This window comes from Pseudomonas sp. 7SR1 (genome assembly GCF_900156465.1).
Classification (GTDB): Bacteria; Pseudomonadota; Gammaproteobacteria; order Pseudomonadales; family Pseudomonadaceae; genus Aquipseudomonas.
In genome coordinates this window covers 3,845,164-3,865,099 of the sequence record NZ_LT707064.1, presented here as the reverse complement: position 1 = coordinate 3,865,099, position 19,936 = coordinate 3,845,164, and the positions used below count along the sequence as shown (strand labels likewise).

The following is a 19,936-nucleotide window of genomic DNA, read 5'->3' as shown; positions in this document are numbered from 1 at the left end:
GATCTTCTTGCGTGGACGTTTTTTACAAGATGCCGTCGTTGTGTGCATGGCATCGTTTTCAAGGAAAGCTGAATGACTCAAAGACATGTAATCAATGCCTCGGTAAGCCCCAAGGGCAGCCTGGAGACCTTGTCCCAGCGCGAAGTCCAGCAACTGAGCGAAGCCGGTTCCGGCAGTATCTATACCCTCTTCCGCCAGTGCGCCCTGGCCATCCTCAATACCGGCGCCCATGTCGATAACGCCAAGACCATCCTGGAAGCCTACAAGGACTTCGAGATCCGCATTCACCAGCAGGACCGGGGCGTGCGCCTGGAACTGCTGAACGCCCCGGCCGACGCCTTCGTCGACGGCGAAATGATCGCCAGCACCCGGGAAATGCTGTTCAGCGCCCTGCGCGACATCGTCTACACCGAGAACGAACTGGACAGCCAGCGCATCGACCTGAGCACCTCCCAGGGCATCAGCGACTACGTGTTCCACCTGCTGCGCAACGCGCGCACCCTGCGTCCCGGCGTCGAGCCGAAAATCGTCGTGTGCTGGGGCGGTCACTCGATCAACACCGAGGAATACAAATACACCAAGAAGGTCGGCCACGAGCTGGGCCTGCGCAGCCTGGACATCTGCACCGGCTGCGGCCCGGGTGTGATGAAGGGTCCGATGAAGGGCGCCACCATCGCCCATGCCAAGCAGCGCATCCACGGCGGCCGCTACCTGGGCCTGACGGAGCCGGGCATCATCGCCGCCGAGGCGCCGAACCCGATCGTCAATGAGCTGGTGATCCTGCCGGACATCGAGAAACGCCTGGAAGCCTTCGTACGTGTGGGCCACGGCATCATCATCTTCCCGGGCGGCGCCGGTACCGCGGAAGAGTTCCTGTACCTGCTGGGCATCCTGATGCATCCGGCCAACCAGGACCTGCCCTTCCCGGTAGTCCTCACCGGACCGAAAAGCGCCGCGCCCTACCTGGACCAACTGCATGCATTCGTCGGCGCGACCCTGGGCGAAGCGGCGCAGAAACACTACCAGATCATCATCGACGACCCGGCCGAAGTGGCCCGGCAGATGACCCAGGGCCTCAAGGCCGTGAAGCAGTTCCGTCGCGAGCGCAACGACGCCTTTCATTTCAACTGGCTGCTGAAGATCGACGAAGGCTTCCAGCGCCCCTTCGATCCGACCCACGCCAACATGGCCAGCCTGGGCCTGCGCCGCGACCTGCCTGCGCATGAACTGGCCGCCAACCTACGCCGCGCGTTTTCGGGAATCGTGGCCGGCAACGTCAAGGACAAGGGCATTCGCCTGATCGAAGAACACGGGCCCTACGAAATCCACGGCGACGCCGCCATCATGGAACCCCTCGACCGCCTGCTCAAGGCATTCGTCGCCCAGCATCGGATGAAGCTGCCAGGCGGAGCGCAATACGTGCCCTGCTACCGCGTGGTGACCTGAGTTCTCTGAGGACCACAGATCCAATGTGGGAGCGAGCCGGCTCGCGAAGGCGTCGGTACATTCGGCATCGATGCAGGCTGAACCACCGCCATCGCGAGCAAGCTCGCTCCCACAGAAGTGCTGCTGCGGTCACAGAATCGAAGGCAGTCGCATCAGGCCGGCCTCATCCACCTCAATGCCTAGCCCGAGGTAATCCTTGATCTGCGGATGAAGGGTGACCACGGGGTGCGTGTGCGTTGCCGTCACCACCATCACATCAGCCCCGGCGGCGTCGCCTGCCCGGATACCGGCTTCGGCGTCTTCGAACACCAGGCACTCCCGAGGCGTCACCTGCAGGCGTTCGGCCGCCAGGCGATAGCAGGCAGGGTTGGGCTTGCCATCGCTCACGTCCTCGGCGGTGACCATCACGTCAGGACGCGGGATGCCAGCCGCCGCCATTCGGCGCAAGGCCAGGGCCATGGGCGCCGAGGTGACGATGGCCCACCGATCTGGCGGCAGGCTCTGAAGGAACGCCGTCGCGCCGGGCACTTGCACCACCCCTTCCACATCGTCGATTTCTTCCCGGGTAATCTGCTCGGCCTCGGCCTCGGCATCCACGCCCGGTAAATGCTGGCGGGCAATGGTATCGACCGCGCGCACGCCATGGATGGTGGGCAGGAACGTGGTCACGTCCACGCCATGGCGCATGGCCCAGCGCGTCCAGATCCGCTCGGCGGCGGCGATGGAATTGAGCAGTGTGCCATCCATGTCGAACAGGAAGGCGCGGTAGGCAACGCGGGAGGGAAGACTGGCAGGCATCGAATCCTCGGTGTCGAGTGTCGGGTACGGGTAACGGCCACTGTAACATCGCCAGGCACCGAACCCTTGTGGGATCCGGTGGCGGGTTGATTACACCAACCGCTCAATCGGCTGATGCAGCCAGACCAGCTTGTAATACAGCGTCTGCAACAACAGCATGCTCAGGTAAGCCACGGGAAACGCCATCCACACCCCTTGCAGGCCGAAGTATGCGTCCAGCAGATAAGCCGCCGGCACCTGCACACCCACGATGCAGAAGATGGAAATCGTCACCGGCAGCAGCACCGTGCCGCCGGCGCGCATGATGCCGCCGACGATCGCCTGGAAGCCGAACACCAGCAGGCTCCAAAGCATGATATGCAACAGGTGTTCGGCCTGGACCCGCGCCGTCGGGTCGGTGATGAACAGCCCCAGCAGCCAGTGAGACAGCAGGTAGCCAAGCAGCACCAGTCCCCCGGTCAGCCAGAGGTTGATGATCAGACCCGTGCGCAGGATCGGCCCCAGGCGCTCCAGGCGTCCGGCGCCAATGGCCTGGGCACCGAGGATCGAAGCCGTGATGGCAATCGACAATGCCGGAAACTGCACGTAATTGACGATCTGCGTCACCGCGCCATAAGCCGCCGTGGCCTCGGACCCGTGGCGATTGACCAGCGCCAGGATCACCAGCTCGGACAACGAGATCACCACCATCTGTAACCCGGTGGGCAAGCCGATGCGCAACACCTTGGCGAGGATGGCCCTGTCCAGGCGCATCGCCGCGAACAGGGCCCGGTCGGGTGCCAGGACGTTCTGCCGACGGGTCAGGCGCCAGGCCAGCATTGCCATGGCCGCCGTCGTGCCCACCAGGCCCGCCATGGCCGCGCTCTGGATTCCCATCTGCGGCAGCCCCAGCCACCCGCGGATCAGCGCAGGTGTCAGCACCAGGCCGACACCCGTGGATACCAGCAGGGCCAACAGGGGCGACAGCGTATCGCTCACCCCGCGCAACAGCTGGGTGAACAGCACGAACACCAGCAGTATCGGCAGGATCCACATCATGACCCGGGCATAGGACACGGCATCGTCCAGCACATCCGCCGGTGTCCCCAGGCCGTGCAAGGCATCGCGGGCGAAGACGCTGCCAAGCACCGCCGCCACCAGCCCGATGATCGCCCCCAGCAGCAACGTCGCGCCGGCGATCGCCTTCACCTTGCCGGTTTCCTGGGCGCCATAGGCCTGCCCGATCAACACCCCGGCGCCCGCCCCCAGGCCGATCACCAGCGCGATGAAGAAAAACAGCACGGGGAACATGCCCGACACCGCCGCCAATGCCTGGGTCCCGAGCATCTGGCCGATGTAGATGCTGTTGAACGTACCGGACATCGATTGCAGGAAATTGGAGAGGACCATCGGGGTCAGGAACAGCAGGTAGGTTTTCCAGAGTGGCTGGGCAGGCATGGGGGCTCGTAATGGCAGGTTCAAAAATTCCGTGCCGGTAATTTAGCTCAATCCCTGACCGTGGCGAGGGGATTCATCCCCGCTGGGTCGCGAAGCGCCCCCCTGCAAACTGCCTGACGCACTTGAGGGCAGCTTTGCCCCCAACGGGGATGAATCCCCTTGCCAGCGGTTTCGCTCACCTCGGTGGTCACCTTCGTCAGTCCGATTCGACATTTCGCAGACTGGGTCTAATCTGAAGTAGCACAGTGCCACACCTTTGGCAGGCTGCCGACTGCGGAACCGGACGACCGGTCTTCAAGTTGGATCCGAGTTCGCAGATAACCAGTTAGTCGCCAACATCCTGCAAGCAATATTGTTCAAGGACCGAACCATGACGTCGTACCCACACGGTCATTCCTCTGTTCCAACCCAGCCTCGTATCCTCTGGAGCCCCGTGCTCGTGGCCATCGCCGCAGTCGCCGGCGTGCTGCTGATCAACGGTGCGGGCGCACAGAATATTGGCTTGAGCGCGGTCCTCCTGGTCCTCGGTATCGGTGCCGGGGTGTGGAGCGCGCGAGCCCTGGGTCGTCAGCTCGCCCCCGTCATCGCTGCCGACGCGTCCCGACGCGAACTGCAGGCGGCCCAACACGATGCCCATGCGTCCAGCGCGCAGCTCAACGAAGTCATCCTCGGTGCCATGCCTATCTGGGCCAGGCAAGTGGAAAGCTCCCGGCAGCAGACCGAAACCGCGATCGTTTCGCTGACCAGCCGCTTCACCGGCATCTCGTCACGCCTGGAAGAAACCGTGCACGCCTCGCAACTGGCGGCCGGTGAGCTGGCCGGCAACGGCAGTGGCGGCGCCGTCCAGGTACTGGCCCAGAGCGAAGGCGAACTGGTCCAGGTCATCAACTCCTTGAAGGCTACCCAGGCCAGCCGCGACGAAACCCTGGCCCAGGTGCGCAACCTCACTGCCTACACCGGCGAACTGCGGACCATGGCCGCCGATGTTGCCGCGATCGCCGCTCAGACCAACCTGCTGGCACTCAACGCCGCCATCGAAGCCGCCCGTGCCGGGGAAGCCGGTCGCGGATTCGCGGTGGTGGCCGATGCCGTGCGCAGCCTGTCGAGCAAGTCCAGCGAGACCGGCCAGCAAATGTCGGCCAAAGTCGACATCATCAATACCGCCATCACCCAGTTGGTCCAGGCCGCGTCCAGCGGTGCGGACCAGGACAGCCAGTCGGTGTCCATTTCCGAGGACAGCATCCAGCGCGTGCTCGAACGCTTCAAGAGCGTGACCGGACGACTCGCCGAATCGGCCGACCTGCTGCAGCAGGAAAGCTTCGGTATCCGCGACGAGCTCACCGAAGTGCTGGTCAGCCTGCAATTCCAGGATCGGGTCAGCCAGATCCTCAGCCACGTGCGCGACAACATCGAGGACCTGCATGTGCACATCCAGCAGGCCACCCAGTCGCCCGACCAGGCTGTCCCCATCGATGCCCGCCAATGGCTGGCCCGCATGGAAACCACCTACGCCACCGACGAGCAGCGCCGAAATCACCACGGCGACGCCGGCGCGCAGCAGACTTCACAGGAAATAACCTTCTTTTAGGAGAGCCGTTCATGGCTAAAAGTGTATTGGTTGTCGACGACTCCGCGAGCGTTCGGCAGGTTGTCGGCATCGCGTTGAAAAGTGCCGGCTACGACGTGATCGAGGCCAGCGATGGCAAGGATGCGCTGGGCAAGCTCAACGGCCAGAAAGTGCACCTGATCATCAGCGACGTGAACATGCCGAACATGGATGGCATCACCTTCGTCAAGGAGGTCAAGAAACTGGCCAGCTACAAATTCACGCCGATCATCATGCTGACCACCGAATCCCAGGAAGCGAAGAAGCAGGAAGGCCAGGCGGCAGGCGCCAAGGCCTGGGTGGTCAAGCCGTTCCAGCCGGCGCAGATGCTGGCGGCGGTGTCCAAGCTGATTCTTCCCTGATTGCCGGAGGTTGTGATGCCGTTGCTGTTCGAAACCGAGGATGACACCACCCAGGTACGCATCGACGGCGAGCTGACGATCTACACCGCCGCCGAGCTGGCCGCGCAGTTGCTGCCCAGCCTGGGCAATACGCCGCGCATGGCCCTGGACCTGTCGCAGATCACCGAGATGGACGGTGCCGGCCTGCAACTGTTGCTGATGGCGCTGCGCGAAGCACCGAAGGCCGGCACCGAACTGACCCTGACCGGTCGCAGCAAAGCCGTCACCGAAACACTCGAGCTGTGCAACCTGCAGGCCTAGGGTTTGTACGAAAAGTCGCGAAGGCAATTTTTCATACAAAGCCTGAGCCCCGCATCACCGGCCCGACACGACAAAGGAAATGAGCGTGAGCATCAATCTCGACCAGGCACAACAGACGTTCATCGTCGAGGCACGGGAACAGTTGCAGGCAATGGAGGAATCCCTGCTGCAACTGGAAAACGACCCGGGCGACGATGACGCCATCGGTGCCATCTTCCGCGCGGCTCATACCATAAAGGGTTCGGCCGGGCTGTTCGGCCTGGAGCCGATCGTCAGCTTCACCCACATTGTCGAAGACGTGCTCGATCGCCTGCGCAACGGCAGCGTCGAGGTGGATACCGGCCTGATCGCCGTGCTGCTCAAGTCCAGCGACCACATGCTGGAACTGATCAACGTGGTGGCCAACCAGGGCGGCACCCTGGCGCCGCAGGCCCTGAAGCGGGAAATGGAACTGTGCCAGGTCCTCCAGGAATACCAGGCGCCCGTGCCCGCCGATACGTCCCGGCCAGAAGCGCGAACCGCAACGGACGAACCCTCGGAAACCAGGCTGTGGCACATTTCCCTGCGCTTCGGCCAGGACGTGTTCCGCAATGGCATGGACCCGCTGTCGTTCCTGCGCTACTTGCAGACCCTGGGCGAGATCGTCCACATCGACACCCTGACGGACACCCTGCCGGCGGCCGACAGCTGGGACGCCGAATCCTGCTACCTGGGGTTCGACATCGAATTCCGCTCGGCCGCCAGCCACGGGGCGATCAATGAAGTCTTCGATTTCGTCCGGGAAGACTGCCTGATCGAGATCGTTGCCCTTGACGATGACCAGCGCCCCGACACCCAGGCGCCCACGAACACCGACCTGGTGGCGAGCACTCCCGCGCAGGGCGCCGAGTCCACCGGACTGGTCGCCAGTGGCGATTTGCTGCCCGACCAGCGCAAGACGCCACGCGTGCCCACCCAGGCGGTTGCCGAGCGACAAACCGTCGCCAGCGACAGCAAGGCCCGGGACGGCACCTATGTACGCGTCAACGCCGACAAGCTCGACGAGTTGATCAACCTGGTGGGCGAGCTGGTCATCGCCAGCGCCGGGGCCAGCCTGCTGGCCCGCACCTGCCACAACGATTCGTTGCAGGAATCGACGTCCACGGTGTCCGGGCTGGTGGAGGAGATCCTCGACGGCGCCCTGCGCCTGCGCATGATTCCCATCGGTGAAACCTTCAACCGGTTCCGTCGGGTGGTGCGTGATGTCAGCCAGGAGCTGGGCAAGGACATCGACCTGATCATCAGCGGCGCGGAAACCGAGCTGGACAAGACCGTGGTGGAGAAAATCGGCGACCCGCTCATGCACCTGCTGCGCAACGCCATGGACCACGGCATCGAAACTGCCGAAGCGCGGCTGGCCGCCGGCAAGCCGGCCAAGGGGCATCTGCACCTCAATGCCTATCACGATTCGGGCAGCATCGTCCTGGAAATCGCCGACGACGGCGCCGGCCTGAATCGCGACCGGATCCTGGAAAAAGCCCAGGAACGCGGCCTGGTCGCTCCCGGCGCGAGCCCGACCGACCAGGAGATCTACAACCTGATCTTCGAGCCCGGCTTTTCCACGGCCCAGTCCGTCACCAACCTGTCGGGACGTGGCGTGGGCATGGACGTGGTCAAGCGCAACATCACCTTGCTGCGCGGTACGGTGGACCTGGACAGCCAGCCGGGCCATGGCACCGTGGTGCGTATCCGCCTGCCGCTGACCCTGGCGATCATCAATGGCTTCCTGGTGGGCATCGGCCAGTCCACCTATGTCATTCCCCTGGACATGGTCCAGGAATGCATCGAGTTGAGCGAAGAAGACGGTGTCGCCAGCCGCGAACAGGGCTACCTGGACCTGCGTGGCGAAGTGCTGCCGCTGGTGTACCTGCGCGATCACTTCAACCATGAAGGCCCGGCCGCGCGCCGGCAGAACGTGGTGGTGGTGCGTTACGCCGACCTCAAGGCCGGGCTGGTGGTGGATGACCTGCTGGGGGAATTCCAGACCGTGATCAAGCCCCTGGGCAAGCTGTTCGGCGCACTGCGCGGCATCAGCGGCTCGACCATCCTGGGCAGCGGCGCCGTGGCATTGATCGTCGACGTCCCGGCATTGCTCACCCAGATCGCCCAGATAGAAAACCGCTACACCCCCACACAATTATCACAAGCCAACGCTCGCTGACGCTTTAGCAACTCCATGGAGAGGTACTTCCCAATGAAATGGTTCTACGATCTTAGAATCGCCACCAAACTGATCACTTCATTTCTCGTGGTGTTGGCCCTCACTGCCATCATGGGAGTGTTCTCGATCATCCAGCTGGGCCAGGTAAACGGCACCACCATCGAGATCCGCGAGAACTGGATGCCATCCATGCGGGCAGCCTCGGGCATGCGCTTCTTCGCGGCCAGCTATCGCCTCAAGGAAAACCGGCACATCGCGGCCGACTCCGAACAGGAGCGAACCACCCTGGAGCAGGAAGCGGAAGAAGCCAGGAAGGCCTTTGAAACGCGCCTGGCGACCTATGAAAAACTGCTCTCCAGTGCCGAGGATCGCCAACTGCTCGATGCAACCCGCACAGACTGGGTCGCTTACCTGGCGGTGAGCAAAGACCTGTTCGCGCTGTCCCGGCAGAACCTGACCCAGGAAGCCCAGGCGCTGCTCAAGGGCGAGTCCAAGCGTCACTTCGACCTGGTCACCGCCGACCTGCAGAAAATGGTTGAATTCAACGACGCCGGCGCCGGCGCGGCCAGTGAACATGGCACCGCGCTGTTCGAAAAATCCCGCCTGTCCATCATTGCCGTACTCATCGCCGCCCTGCTGGTGGGCCTGGGCCTGGCGCTGTTCATTTCCCGGGTGATCTCCCGTCCGTTGAAGCAGGCCGCGCTGGTGGCCGAGCAACTGGCCGAAGGCAACCTGAACGCGAAGATCGAAGGGGGTTCGAAGGACGAAACCGGCATGGTGCTCAATGCCATGCAGAACATGGTGGGCAAGCTCTCGCACATCATCGGCGAGGTACGTAACGCAGCGGACAACCTGGCCAGCGCGTCGGAAGAAGTCAGCGCCACCGCGCAATCCATGAGCCAGGCTACCAGCGAACAGGCGGCCAGCGTCGAGGAAACCAGCGCCTCCATCGAACAGATGAGCGCCAGCATCAACCAGAACACCGAGAACGCCAAGGTCACCGACGGCATGGCCAGCAAAGCCGCCAAGGAAGCCACCGACGGCGGCGAGTCGGTGCAGCAGACCGTAGTGGCGATGAAGAAAATCGCCCAGCGCATCAGCATCATCGATGACATCGCCTACCAGACCAACCTGCTGGCCCTCAACGCCGCCATCGAAGCCGCCCGCGCCGGCGAGCATGGCAAGGGCTTCGCCGTCGTCGCCGCCGAAGTGCGCAAACTGGCCGAGCGCAGCCAGATCGCCGCCCAGGAAATCGGCGAGCTGTCCTCCAGCAGCGTCGACATGGCCGAGAAGGCGGGCAACCTGCTCAACGAGATGGTGCCGTCGATCAACAAGACATCGGACCTGGTGCAGGAAATCAGCGCCGCCTCCGAAGAACAGGCCGCCGGCGTGGCGCAGATCAACACCGCCATGACCCAGCTCAACCAGGTGACCCAGCAGAACGCGTCCAGCAGCGAAGAGCTGGCCGCCACTGCCGAAGAAATGAGCAGCCAGGCCGAACAACTGCAACAGGCCATGAGTTTCTTCACCCTGGACACGCCGGCCAAGTCGGCCGTCCTGCCGGTGAAGGTGGACAACACCCCGAGTCCGTCCAGCCGCAAGCCGGCCCGGGCCACGGTGACCGTGTTGCCCAAGTCGTTCGCCTACAACATGGCCAGCGCACCGGACGAATCCGAATTCACTCGGTTCTGACGGCCGTCATCACTGGCTCGCTAAAGGAGAAAAAGGCATGGGCGCCATCGCGACCACTCGTCAAACCGCAATGGCGGTCGAGGAAGAAGCGCAATACCTGACATTCATGTTGGGCACGGAGATGTTCGCCATCGGCATCCTGTGCATCAAGGAAATCATCGAGTACGGCAACCTGACCGTGGTGCCGATGATGCCGTCGTTCGTACGCGGGGTGATCAACCTGCGCGGCGCGGTGGTGCCGGTGGTGGATCTGTCGGCCCGTTTCGGCCGGCAGAACTCGTCGATTACCCGGCGTTCCTGCGTGGTGATCATCGAGGCCAACAGTGCCGACGGCCAGGCCCAGGACATCGGCCTGCTGGTGGACACCGTGTCGGCGGTGCTGGAAATCCCGGCCTCGCAGATCGAACCGCCGCCGAGTTTCGGCGCGAAGATCCGCGCCGATTTCATCAGCGGCATGGCCAAGGTCGACGGCAAGTTCGTCATCGTGCTGGAAGTGGACCGGGTGCTGTCTATCGACGAGATGTCCCAGATCGCCCAGGCTGGCCCCACATTGGAGTCCGAAGGACAGTGAACACTCAGACCTGCACGGAACGCACGGCGAACGGGCTGGCGCTCAGCGACCGGGAATTCGGCCAGTTCCAATCCTGGCTGTACCAGGCCGCCGGCATCAACCTGTCGCCGGCCAAGAAAGCCCTGGTGGCCGGGCGCTTGTTCAAGCGTCTCAAGCACTATGAGCTGGACAGCTATGGCGATTACTTCAAGCTGATCATGAACGGCCAGCGCCGCGATGAACTGCAGGTGGCGCTGGACCTGCTCACCACCAATGAAACCTATTTCTTCCGCGAGCCCAAGCATTTCGATTTCCTGCGCCAGCATGTATTGCCCCATGCAACGCCAGGGAAGACCTTTCGCCTGTGGAGCGCGGCCAGTTCGTCGGGGGAAGAACCCTACAGCCTGGCCATGACCCTGGCCGAGGGGCTGGGCACCACGCCGTGGGAGGTGATCGGTTCGGACATCAGCAGCCAGGTCCTGGCCAAGGCGCGCTCCGGGCACTACCCGATGGAACGGGCCCGCACCCTGCCCCAGCCCTTGCTGGTGAAATACTGCCTCAAGGGCACCGGCAGCCAACAGGGCACGTTCCTGATCGACCGGTCGCTGCGCAGCCGGGTCAACTTCATCCAGGTCAACCTCAACGACACCTTGCCGGAGCTGGGGGAGTTCGATGTGATCTTCCTGCGCAACGTGATGATCTATTTCGACCAGCCCACCAAAAGCAAAGTGGTCGCCCGATTGATCCCCCGGCTCAAGCCCGGCGGGTATTTCATCGTGAGCCATTCGGAAAGCCTCAATGGCGTCTGCGATGCGTTGAAGCTGGTGGCTCCCTCGATCTATCGCAAGCCATGAACGCCGCAACCAAGCAAGTGGCCGAAGTGTACCTGGGGCCGGGGGAATTCCGTTTCGCCACCTGCCCGACCCGCCTGCGCACGATCCTGGGTTCCTGTGTGGCGGTCACGCTGTGGCATCCCGAGCGCAGGATCGGCGGCATGTGCCACTTCATGCTGCCCAGCCGCGTACGCTGCTCCACCGCCCTCAACGGCATGTACGCCGACGAAGCCATCGAACTGTTCGTGCGCCAGGCCCGGGCCCACCGCACCGAGCCCGAGGATTACCAGCTCAAGCTGTTCGGCGGCGGCGAGATGTTTCCCGAGTTGCAACGCCATGTGCCGTTCGGCGATGTGGCGCGGCAGAACGTCAACGCGGCGCTGGAAATAGCCTCTCTTTATCGCCTGGACCTGATCGCCCAGGACATGGGCAGCACCGGCTACCGCAGCATCATTTTCGACCTTTGCAGCGGCGATGTGTGGGTCAGACACCAACCGATAAGGACCCGGCATTAACCATGTCAAAAAAGATCAATGTTCTGCTGGTGGACGACTCCGCCGTGGTGCGCCAGGTGATGCTGGCGATTCTCAGCGAGACACCGGATATCCATGTGATGGGCGCTGCGTCCGATCCGATTTTCGCCATGGACAAACTGGCCCGCGAGTGGCCCGACGTGATCGTGCTGGACGTGGAAATGCCACGCATGGATGGCATCACCTTCCTCAAGAAAATCATGAGCGAGCGCCCCACGCCGGTGGTGATCTGCTCGTCCCTGACGCCAACGGGCGCGGAAACCACCGCACAGGCCATGGCGGCCGGCGCGGTGGAAATCATCACCAAGCCCACCAGTGGCCTGAAGAACTTCCTGCTGGAGTCGGCGTCGGAACTGGTGACGGCGATCCGGGCCGCCGCCCAGGTCAATGTGCGCAACCTGGGCCGGCGCCCTGCCCCGGCCCCGTTGGTGCCGGCCGCCAAGCTCAGCGCCGACGCCATGCTGCCCGCCGCCAACGGCCATGCCATGGCGCAGACCACCGAACGCATCGTCGCCCTGGGTACTTCCACTGGCGGCACCCAGGCCCTGGAAGCGGTGCTGACCGCCTTGCCGCGGGTATGCCCCGGTATCGTCATCGTCCAGCACATGCCGGAAAAATTCACCGCCTCGTTCGCCGCCCGGCTCAACAGCCTGTGCCAGATCGAAGTGCGCGAAGCCCGCAACAACGACCGCATCCACCCCGGCCTGGCCCTGATCGCCCCCGGCGGCAAGCACATGATGGTGACCCGCAGCGGGGCGTTCTATCACGTGCAGGTGGTGGACGGCCCGCTGGTCAACCGCCACCGTCCTTCGGTGGATGTGCTGTTCCGCTCGGTGGCCAAGTTCGCCGGCCGCAACGCCACCGGCATCATCATGACCGGCATGGGCGACGACGGCGCCCGCGGCCTCAAGGAAATGCTCGACGCCGGCAGCGCCACCGTGGCCCAGGACGAAGCCAGCTGCGTGGTCTTCGGCATGCCCAAGGAAGCCATCAAGCTCAACGCGGCGCAACGGGTCATGGGCTTGCAGGAAATCGCCCAGGTGATCCTACACCGGTGAAATCGTCGCAAGAGCGCCGATCAGAAGCGTCAGCGCGAGAAAACCACCGAGAAAAATCGCCATCTTTGTCATGAGTTGTTCCTGAACGAGAATGCTGCGTTCAAACAGGCCACCCGCCCCTTGTGGGAGCGAGCCTGCTCGCGATGGTGTGTCAGGCAACGCTGTACTGTCGGCCAGTGTGCCATCGAAAGCAGGCTCGCTCCCAACGGGGGGGTGATTTCAGGTTTCTGTCGCCATTGACCCGCTGTGTAGTTTGGCCAGGGGTACGAGCTCATTACAGACGCACCTGCCGGCGAAAAATGCGGATCAGCGATATACCAACGTATATTTTCCCGTCCCTAGTCATTCTGGCCCCGCCCGGGGGCTCCGATTAATCTTGCCGGGCGTTCAGCGCAGTCCCTCCAGGTCCTCCAGCTTGCTCATCAGAGAGGTGGTCTATGCGCCCTTCAATCCCAACCCCCGCATGGCTTGCTTTCAAGTACAACCAACAGGTTTGCTGGTGGGCCGATCTCGCCCTGCTGGGCCTGTTGATAGCGCTGGCCGTGTTCATCGCCTATGGCCTCGAACAAATGGACCAGCCCCTGGGGGCTCTCGATGCGTCGCCGCTGTCGCTGGACCTGGCCCATCTGCCGGGATACACACTGCGCACCACCTTGCGCATGTTCATCGCGCTGCTGGCGTCTTTTGTCTTTTCGCTGGTGATCGCCAGCCTGGCCGCGAAAAGTCGCAAGGCGGCCCTGGTGATACTGCCTGCCCTGGACATCCTGCAATCCGTGCCGGTACTGGGTTTTCTCACCTTCACCGTGGTCTTCTTCATGGGCGTCTTTCCCGGCAAACAGTCCGGCGTGGAATGCGCGGCCATCTTCGCCATCTTCACCAGCCAGGTCTGGAACATGACCTTCAGCGTCTATCAATCGCTCAGGACCATGCCCCACGACCTCTACGAAGTGAGCCGGCAATTCGGCTTTTCGCCCTGGCAACGTTTCATCCGGCTGGAGTTGCCATTCGCCACGCCGGGCCTGGTGTGGAACATGATGATGTCGATGTCCGGCGGCTGGTTCTTCGTGGTGGCATGCGAGGCGATAACCGTCGGCGATACGACCGTGAGCCTGCCGGGCATCGGTTCCTGGCTGGCACTGGCCATCGAACAGAAGAACGTCGCTGCGACCGTGTGGGCAGTGCTGGCCATGGTCGCCGTGATCATGCTGTACGACCTGCTGTTCTTCCGGCCCGTGGTGGCCTGGGCGGACAAGTTCCGCTTCGAACAGACCGCCGCCCAGAAACGCCCCCGGTCGAGAATCTACGACCTGTTGCGCTCGACCCGCCTGGTGCCGTTGACGTTGACCGCGCTGGGCAGCATCAAGGCCGCGTTGTACCTGCCCAGGCTGCCCAGGCTCCCCCCGTTTCGCTTCAAGGCCAGCGAGGGTTTCAATCGTGTCGCCGACCGGGCCTGGATCGCCCTGGTGGCCCTGGCCTGTCTGGCCGGCCTGCTGCAATTGGCAGGTTTCATCGCCAGCACCTTGGGCCAGGAAGATGTCATCGAGGCCTTCGGCCTGGGGCTGGTCACCCTGCTGCGGGTCGCGGTGCTCATCGTCCTCGCCAGCCTGGTCTGGGTGCCCATCGGCGTCTGGATCGGCCTGCACCCGCGCTGGGCCGAACGCCTGCAGCCCGTCGCGCAGTTGCTGGCGGCCTTTCCGGCCAACGTGCTGTTTCCCTTTGCCGTGATCGCCATCTTCACCCTGAAGCTCGACCCGGATATCTGGCTGTCGCCGCTGATGGTGCTGGGCACCCAGTGGTACATCCTGTTCAACGTGATCGCAGGTGCCAGCGCGCTGCCCAACGATCTGCGCGAAGCGGCGCGCAACTTCCGGGTGGGCGTCTGGCAGTGGTGGCGCGTGGTCGCACTGCCCGGGATCTTTCCGTATTACGTCACTGGCGCCCTCACTGCCGCCGGCGGTTCCTGGAACGCCAGCATCGTCGCCGAGGCCGTGTCCTGGGGCGACGAGCATCTCTACGCCCGCGGGCTGGGCGCTTTCATTGCCCAGGCCACGACCGCAGGGGACCTGCCACGGGTGGCCCTGGGAGTGACGGTCATGTCGGTTTTCGTCGTGGGTTTCAACCGCCTGCTGTGGCGCCCGTTGTACGGGTTCGCCGAGCGTCGGCTTCGAATTGATTGAGGGAGGTGAGCCAATGCAAGCACTCATGGACAAACGCTGCCTGGTGGATGTGCAACAGCTTCGGCATGTCTACGGTACCGCTGGCGGTGCCGAGCGACTGGTACTGGACGACGTCTGCATGCGCTTGAACGATGGCGAGATCGTCGGCCTGCTGGGGCGTTCGGGCTCGGGCAAGTCCACCTTGCTGCGGTCCATCGCTGGCCTGATCGCGCCCACGGCCGGCGTGGTCGACTTCCCTGCCGATGACCGCGGGCTGGCCAGCTCGGTACGCATGGTCTTCCAGAGCTTCGCCCTGTTCCCCTGGCTGACGGTGCTGCAGAACGTGGAAGTCGGCCTGGAAGCGCTGGAAGTGGCGGCGCCCGAGCGGCGCCGACGGGCCCTGGCCGCCATCGACATGATCGGCCTCGACGGTTTCGAAAGCGCCTTTCCCAAGGAACTGTCGGGTGGCATGCGCCAGCGCGTCGGCCTGGCCCGCGCACTGGTGGTCGCTCCGGATGTGCTGCTGATGGACGAGCCTTTTTCCGCACTGGACGTGCTGACGGCCGAAACCCTGCGCACCGACCTGCTGGATCTGTGGTGCGAAGGCCGGATGCCGATCAAGTCCATCCTGATGGTCACCCACAACATCGAAGAAGCCGTGCTGATGTGCGACCGGATACTGATTTTCTCCTCCAATCCGGGGCGGATCATGAAGGAAATCGTCGTCGACCTCAGCCAGCCGCGCAATCGCGCCGACCCGGCGTTCCAGGCGTTGGTGGAGCATATCTATGTGCAGATGGCCGGCGGTGGCCGGGACGGTTCAGCCCATACGGGTGCATTTGCAGGCACTGGCGTGGGCATGGTGTTGCCTTCGATTTCAACGAACGCCCTGGCCGGCCTGATCGAGGCGGTGCACGAGCAGCCCTACGACGGTCAGGCGGACCTGCGTGAACTGGCCGACACTTTGCGCTATAGCCCCAGCGATCTCTTCCCGGTGGCCGAGGTGCTGCAACTGATGCGCCTGGCCGATCTGCAGGACGGCCATCTCGCACTGCTGCCGGCCGGGCGGCGCTATGCCCGATCGACGGTCGACGAGCGCAAGCAATTGTTCGCCCAGCAGCTGCTCAGGCACGTTCCCCTGGTGGGCCATGTGCGCAAGGTGCTGGATGACCGTCCCACCCGCACGGCACCCGCCAGGCGCTTCCGGGACCAACTGGAGGACTTCATGTCGGAGCACGACGCTGCGACTACCCTCGATTGCGTCACGCAATGGGGGCGCTACGCAGAGCTGTTCGCCTACGACGAAGTGGCCGACCGGTTCAGCCTGGACAACCCTTCCTGAGCCACGGGCACAGAGGCGATATACACTGCGTGCCTGGGCCGGCCATTTGCGCGATGCGAGATGAATATCCAGTGAGAAGCACTCAATTGACCCTTCGCCTGCTGCTGTTGCTGGGATTGTCCCTCGGCATCGCGGCCATAGACACCGTCACCGACCTTGAAATCGCGGTGGGCGTCTTCCAGATCGTCGTGGTGCTGATTGCCGTACGAATCCTGCCGACCCGCGCCGTCGCCGGCCTGTCGGTCGCCTGCATGCTCCTGACGATCCTCAGTTATCGGCTCACCCGCTTCGGCGATACGGAGGCCGGGCTGGTCAACGTCCTGATCAGCCTCGCCGCCATCGCCGGTACCACCTACCTGGCGCTGCGCCTGTCCGCCGCCATCGGCACGGTGCACAAAACCCGCGCGCACCTGGCGCACATCGCTCGCGTCAACATGCTGGGGGAGCTGGCCGCGTCCATCGCTCACGAAGTGAACCAGCCACTGGCCGCGGTGGCCACCAGCAGCAGCGCGTGCCTGCGCTGGATGGCCAACGACCCGCCCAACCTGCCCAAGGCCCGCCAGGCCGTGGAACGCATCATCGCCGACACCCATCGGGCCAGCGAAATCATTACCCGCCTGCGGGGCATGGCCCGGCACCAGGCCCCCAGCAAGCGGTGGCTGAACGTCGCCGACACGGTGAATGCCGCGCTGCGGCTGCTGGCCGGCGAACTGAACGAGCAGAACATCAGCCTACGGGTGCATGTCCAGGAAGGCCTGCCGCCGATGCTGGCGGATGAAGTACAGATCCAGCAGGTCATCCTGAACCTGGCGATGAACGGGATCGACGCGATGCGGCAGGTCGATGTCGAGCAGCGCAGCCTGGAGGTCAATGTCGTACTGGAATCGGCCCAGCGCTTGCTCTTTTGTGTGTCAGACCAGGGCAAGGGCCTCAGCGGCAACGACCACGAACGGGTATTCGACGCGTTCTACAGCACCAAGCACGACGGCATGGGCATGGGCCTGGCCATCAGCCGTTCCATCATCGAGGCCCATGACGGTCGCCTCTGGGTCAGCAGCGATCCACAGTCAGGCGCCACCTTCCACTTCACCCTGCCGGCCGTAACCCGAGAATCCGATGACAGCCCATGACCCCAACGAATCGATGATCTATATCGTCGATGACGACAGTTCCGTGCGCGCCTCGCTGCAGGACCTCCTGGCTTCCGTCGGCCTGCCGAGCATGGCCTTCGGCTCGGCGCGGGAATTCATGGACGCCACGCTTGCCGATACGCCGGCGTGCCTGATCCTCGACGTGCGGATGCCGGGCTTGAGCGGCCTGGATTTCCAGCAGGAAATGGCCCGCTTGAACATCCAGGTTCCGGTTGTCTTCATCACCGCCCATGGCGACATTCCCATGTCGGTGAAGGCCATGAAAGGCGGGGCACTGGAGTTCCTGACCAAACCGTTTCGTGAACAGGACCTGCTGGACGCCATCGGCCTGGGCTTGAGTCGTGATCGGCAGCGACGTCAGCTCGCAGAAAAGATGGATGAGCTGAAACGTCGTCACCGCACCCTCACTGACGGAGAGCGGGAGGTGATGGATCTGGTGGTCTGCGGTCTGCTGAACAAGCAGGTGGCCGGGCGGCTGGGGTTGAGCGAAGTGACGGTGAAGGTGCGACGCGGCGCCTTGATGCGCAAGATGGGCGCCGATTCGTTGGCCACGTTGGTGAAGATGTCGGAAAGACTCAAGGACGCCAGCTGATGCGCCGCTGAACGAAGCGCACCCTGCGGCAGTCGGAACAACAAATCCCTGCCAGAGAACACTGGTTCATGCCCGTACGATCCGCTGCCCTCGCCGCTTTGCTCACCCTGGCCACCCACACCCTGGCTGCCGCGCAAGAGCCGCTGCGCCTGGAAGCCCTGAAGCGCTGCGGCGACCTGCTGCAAAGCCAACGACAGGACTGGTGCCTGACCGTGCGCGGCCTGGGCCAGGACGCCCCACAACTGAAGCTGGGTGACAAGGCGATACCGGCGCAAGCCGTCCAGCGCGACGGGGCCAACCTCCGGTTGAGCCTGGACAGCGCCGACTACCAGAGCGGACCGCTCTGGCTGCAGGAGGGTTCGCGCACCAGCAACGCAGCCTGGCTGACCCTGCGCAACAGTCACGTCCTGGCCGCTACAGCGGACGAAGTGGCGAAGAACATGGACGGCCTGACCACCTACGTCAACCTGGTCAGCGTGCTGATCGAGGAAGATCGCGAAGGCTTGCCGGAAGCCCAGCGCCTGGCCAGCAAGTATGGGGCGAAGGTGGTCGGCAGTATCGCGCCGCTGAACGTGTACCAACTGCGCTTGCCCGCCAGCGACCTGGTGCAGCGCGACGCGCTGGTGCTGCGCCTGGGCAGCGAGACCAGCGTGGATGCCGTGGTGGTGGAAGAATCCGCCGCAGAAGAAACCGAGCAGGCTACCGCCCGCCCGGCAGAACCGAAGAAACCGGCCCAGGACTCCGATGAATGGGCGGCGAACCGCTTTCTCGATGCGGTGAATTATTACCAGCGGCGCATTCCCGGCCAGCAGGCGCCCATCCGACCGCAGCCGGTGCGCATCGGCCTGATCGAGCGCGACGTGGACTTCGACACCGCGGATTTTGCCGATTACCTCGGTCCCTGCTCGGCGCCGCGCACGTGCGTCTACGCACGCGATGCCGATAAGCCGGATAACCATGGCACCACCGTCGCCGGCATCCTCGCCGCGCGCTGGGACGACGGCGGCAATACCGGTTTTCTGAGGGGGCTGGACAAGACCAGCGGTGGTTTCGAGGTCATCGTCGAACGCAATTCGGACGCGGGTATCACCGCCAACATCGCCGCCTCGGTCAACCTCGTGGAAGACGGCGTGCGAGTACTCAACTGGAGTTGGGGCATTCACCGGGTCGGCGCCAAGGATGTCAAAGGTGACGACGTGGATTCGCTGCTGCGCTCGGGGATCGCCATGGGAGGCTACGAGGAACTGTTGGAAGAATTTTTCCTGTGGCTACGCAAGGCTCATCCCGACGTGGTGGTGGTGAACTCCGCCGGCAACGGGTCTTCGTTCTCGGGCACGGACGAATACCGCCTGCCCTCCTCCTTCATCACTGAGCAACTGCTGGTCGTTGGCGGCCACCAGCGCAGCGAACGCACCGGAGTCGCCGTCCAAGACCCGGCCTATGCGGTCAAGCGCGACTCCTCCAACATCGACATGCGTGTCGATATCACAGCCGCCGCCTGCGCCCACGCCTCGACGCCCCAGGCCGGCCAGGAAGGCGCGGTGCATTGCGGCACCTCCTATGCCACCCCCATGGTGGCGGGATTGCTGGCGGCGATGCTGTCCATCAATCCGCAACTGCAACCCGAACAGTTGCGCATGCTGCTGCGCCGCAGCGCCATGACCATTGGCGATAATCACGACTTCGAGGCCATGGACGGCGAGGATCTCACCGCGCCCATCCTGCCATCGGAGCGCCGTTATCAGCTCAACGACAAAGACGTGGGCCGCTCGGCGCGGCTGGACATGCAAAAGGCATTGGACCTGGCCGCCCAGAGTCGCGAGCGGGTGCGCTGAGTCCGGCCAGGTTGGCGATGGGAGAATGATTGGATAGGCGCCATC

The 19,936-nt window shown here is 63.7% G+C and carries 16 protein-coding genes and 1 pseudogene; 15 read left to right on the top strand and 2 right to left on the bottom strand.

Annotated features, from left to right (window positions below):
- Nucleotides 1-72 precede the first annotated feature (72 nt).
- Nucleotides 73-1,446 (top strand): nucleotide 5'-monophosphate nucleosidase PpnN, encoded by a 1,374-nt coding sequence (ppnN, locus tag BW992_RS17765; RefSeq protein WP_076406837.1) that lies wholly within the window; start codon nt 73-75, stop codon nt 1,444-1,446.
- Between the two features lie 129 nt (nt 1,447-1,575).
- On the opposite strand, the gene BW992_RS17760 is transcribed toward ppnN, so the two are convergent.
- On the bottom strand, nt 1,576-2,244 hold the full coding sequence (locus BW992_RS17760) for an HAD-IA family hydrolase (RefSeq protein ID WP_072399076.1): 669 nt from the start codon (nt 2,242-2,244) through the stop codon (nt 1,576-1,578).
- Nucleotides 2,245-2,334: 90 nt separating this feature from the next.
- Entirely contained in the window at nt 2,335-3,681 is a 1,347-nt protein-coding gene (locus tag BW992_RS17755; protein ID WP_072399078.1) for an MATE family efflux transporter, read from the bottom strand.
- Nucleotides 3,682-4,318: 637 nt separating this feature from the next.
- Between BW992_RS17755 and BW992_RS17750 the strand changes: the two are divergent.
- From BW992_RS17750 to BW992_RS17685, 14 genes and pseudogenes are all read left to right on the top strand, one after another.
- Nucleotides 4,319-5,269: pseudogene (locus BW992_RS17750) on the top strand (methyl-accepting chemotaxis protein); the annotation flags it as partial.
- 11 nt (nt 5,270-5,280) lie between these two features.
- The gene (locus BW992_RS17745) at nt 5,281-5,649 is read left to right on the top strand and encodes a response regulator (protein ID WP_072399083.1); all 369 of its coding nucleotides are present in this window, start codon (nt 5,281-5,283) and stop codon (nt 5,647-5,649) included.
- 15 nt (nt 5,650-5,664) lie between these two features.
- On the top strand, nt 5,665-5,949 hold the full coding sequence (locus BW992_RS17740) for an STAS domain-containing protein (RefSeq protein WP_072399084.1): 285 nt from the start codon (nt 5,665-5,667) through the stop codon (nt 5,947-5,949).
- Nucleotides 5,950-6,034: 85 nt separating this feature from the next.
- On the top strand, nt 6,035-8,149 hold the full coding sequence (locus BW992_RS17735) for a chemotaxis protein CheA (protein ID WP_072430723.1): 2,115 nt from the start codon (nt 6,035-6,037) through the stop codon (nt 8,147-8,149).
- A gap of 33 nt (nt 8,150-8,182) precedes the next feature.
- Nucleotides 8,183-9,841: a methyl-accepting chemotaxis protein gene (locus BW992_RS17730; RefSeq protein ID WP_072399086.1), complete on the top strand. Its 1,659-nt coding sequence runs from the start codon at nt 8,183-8,185 to the stop codon at nt 9,839-9,841.
- A 37-nt stretch (nt 9,842-9,878) separates the two neighbouring features.
- On the top strand, nt 9,879-10,412 hold the full coding sequence (locus BW992_RS17725) for a chemotaxis protein CheW (RefSeq protein ID WP_076406836.1): 534 nt from the start codon (nt 9,879-9,881) through the stop codon (nt 10,410-10,412).
- Nucleotides 10,409-11,245, top strand: a complete 837-nt coding sequence (locus BW992_RS17720; RefSeq protein ID WP_072399089.1) for a CheR family methyltransferase — start codon at nt 10,409-10,411, stop codon at nt 11,243-11,245. Before BW992_RS17725 ends, BW992_RS17720 begins: the two co-directional genes overlap by 4 nt.
- Complete coding sequence (gene cheD / locus BW992_RS17715; RefSeq protein WP_072399091.1) at nt 11,242-11,739, top strand: chemoreceptor glutamine deamidase CheD; 498 nt, start codon at nt 11,242-11,244, stop codon at nt 11,737-11,739. Before BW992_RS17720 ends, cheD begins: the two co-directional genes overlap by 4 nt.
- Nucleotides 11,740-11,741: 2 nt before the next feature.
- Nucleotides 11,742-12,815, top strand: a complete 1,074-nt coding sequence (locus BW992_RS17710) for a protein-glutamate methylesterase/protein-glutamine glutaminase (protein ID WP_072399093.1) — start codon at nt 11,742-11,744, stop codon at nt 12,813-12,815.
- A gap of 437 nt (nt 12,816-13,252) precedes the next feature.
- Complete coding sequence (locus tag BW992_RS17705; protein ID WP_076406835.1) at nt 13,253-14,992, top strand: ABC transporter permease; 1,740 nt, start codon at nt 13,253-13,255, stop codon at nt 14,990-14,992.
- Nucleotides 14,993-15,005: 13 nt separating this feature from the next.
- Nucleotides 15,006-16,313: an ABC transporter ATP-binding protein gene (locus tag BW992_RS17700; protein WP_072399097.1), complete on the top strand. Its 1,308-nt coding sequence runs from the start codon at nt 15,006-15,008 to the stop codon at nt 16,311-16,313.
- A gap of 53 nt (nt 16,314-16,366) precedes the next feature.
- Nucleotides 16,367-17,443, top strand: coding sequence for a sensor histidine kinase (locus tag BW992_RS17695; RefSeq protein ID WP_072399099.1), 1,077 nt, complete (start codon nt 16,367-16,369; stop codon nt 17,441-17,443).
- Nucleotides 17,430-18,056: a response regulator transcription factor gene (locus BW992_RS17690; RefSeq protein WP_072399101.1), complete on the top strand. Its 627-nt coding sequence runs from the start codon at nt 17,430-17,432 to the stop codon at nt 18,054-18,056. The genes BW992_RS17695 and BW992_RS17690 overlap by 14 nt, the downstream gene beginning before the upstream one ends.
- Nucleotides 18,057-18,124: 68 nt before the next feature.
- Nucleotides 18,125-19,891, top strand: a complete 1,767-nt coding sequence (locus tag BW992_RS17685; RefSeq protein WP_072399103.1) for a S8/S53 family peptidase — start codon at nt 18,125-18,127, stop codon at nt 19,889-19,891.
- Nucleotides 19,892-19,936: the final 45 nt, after the last annotated feature.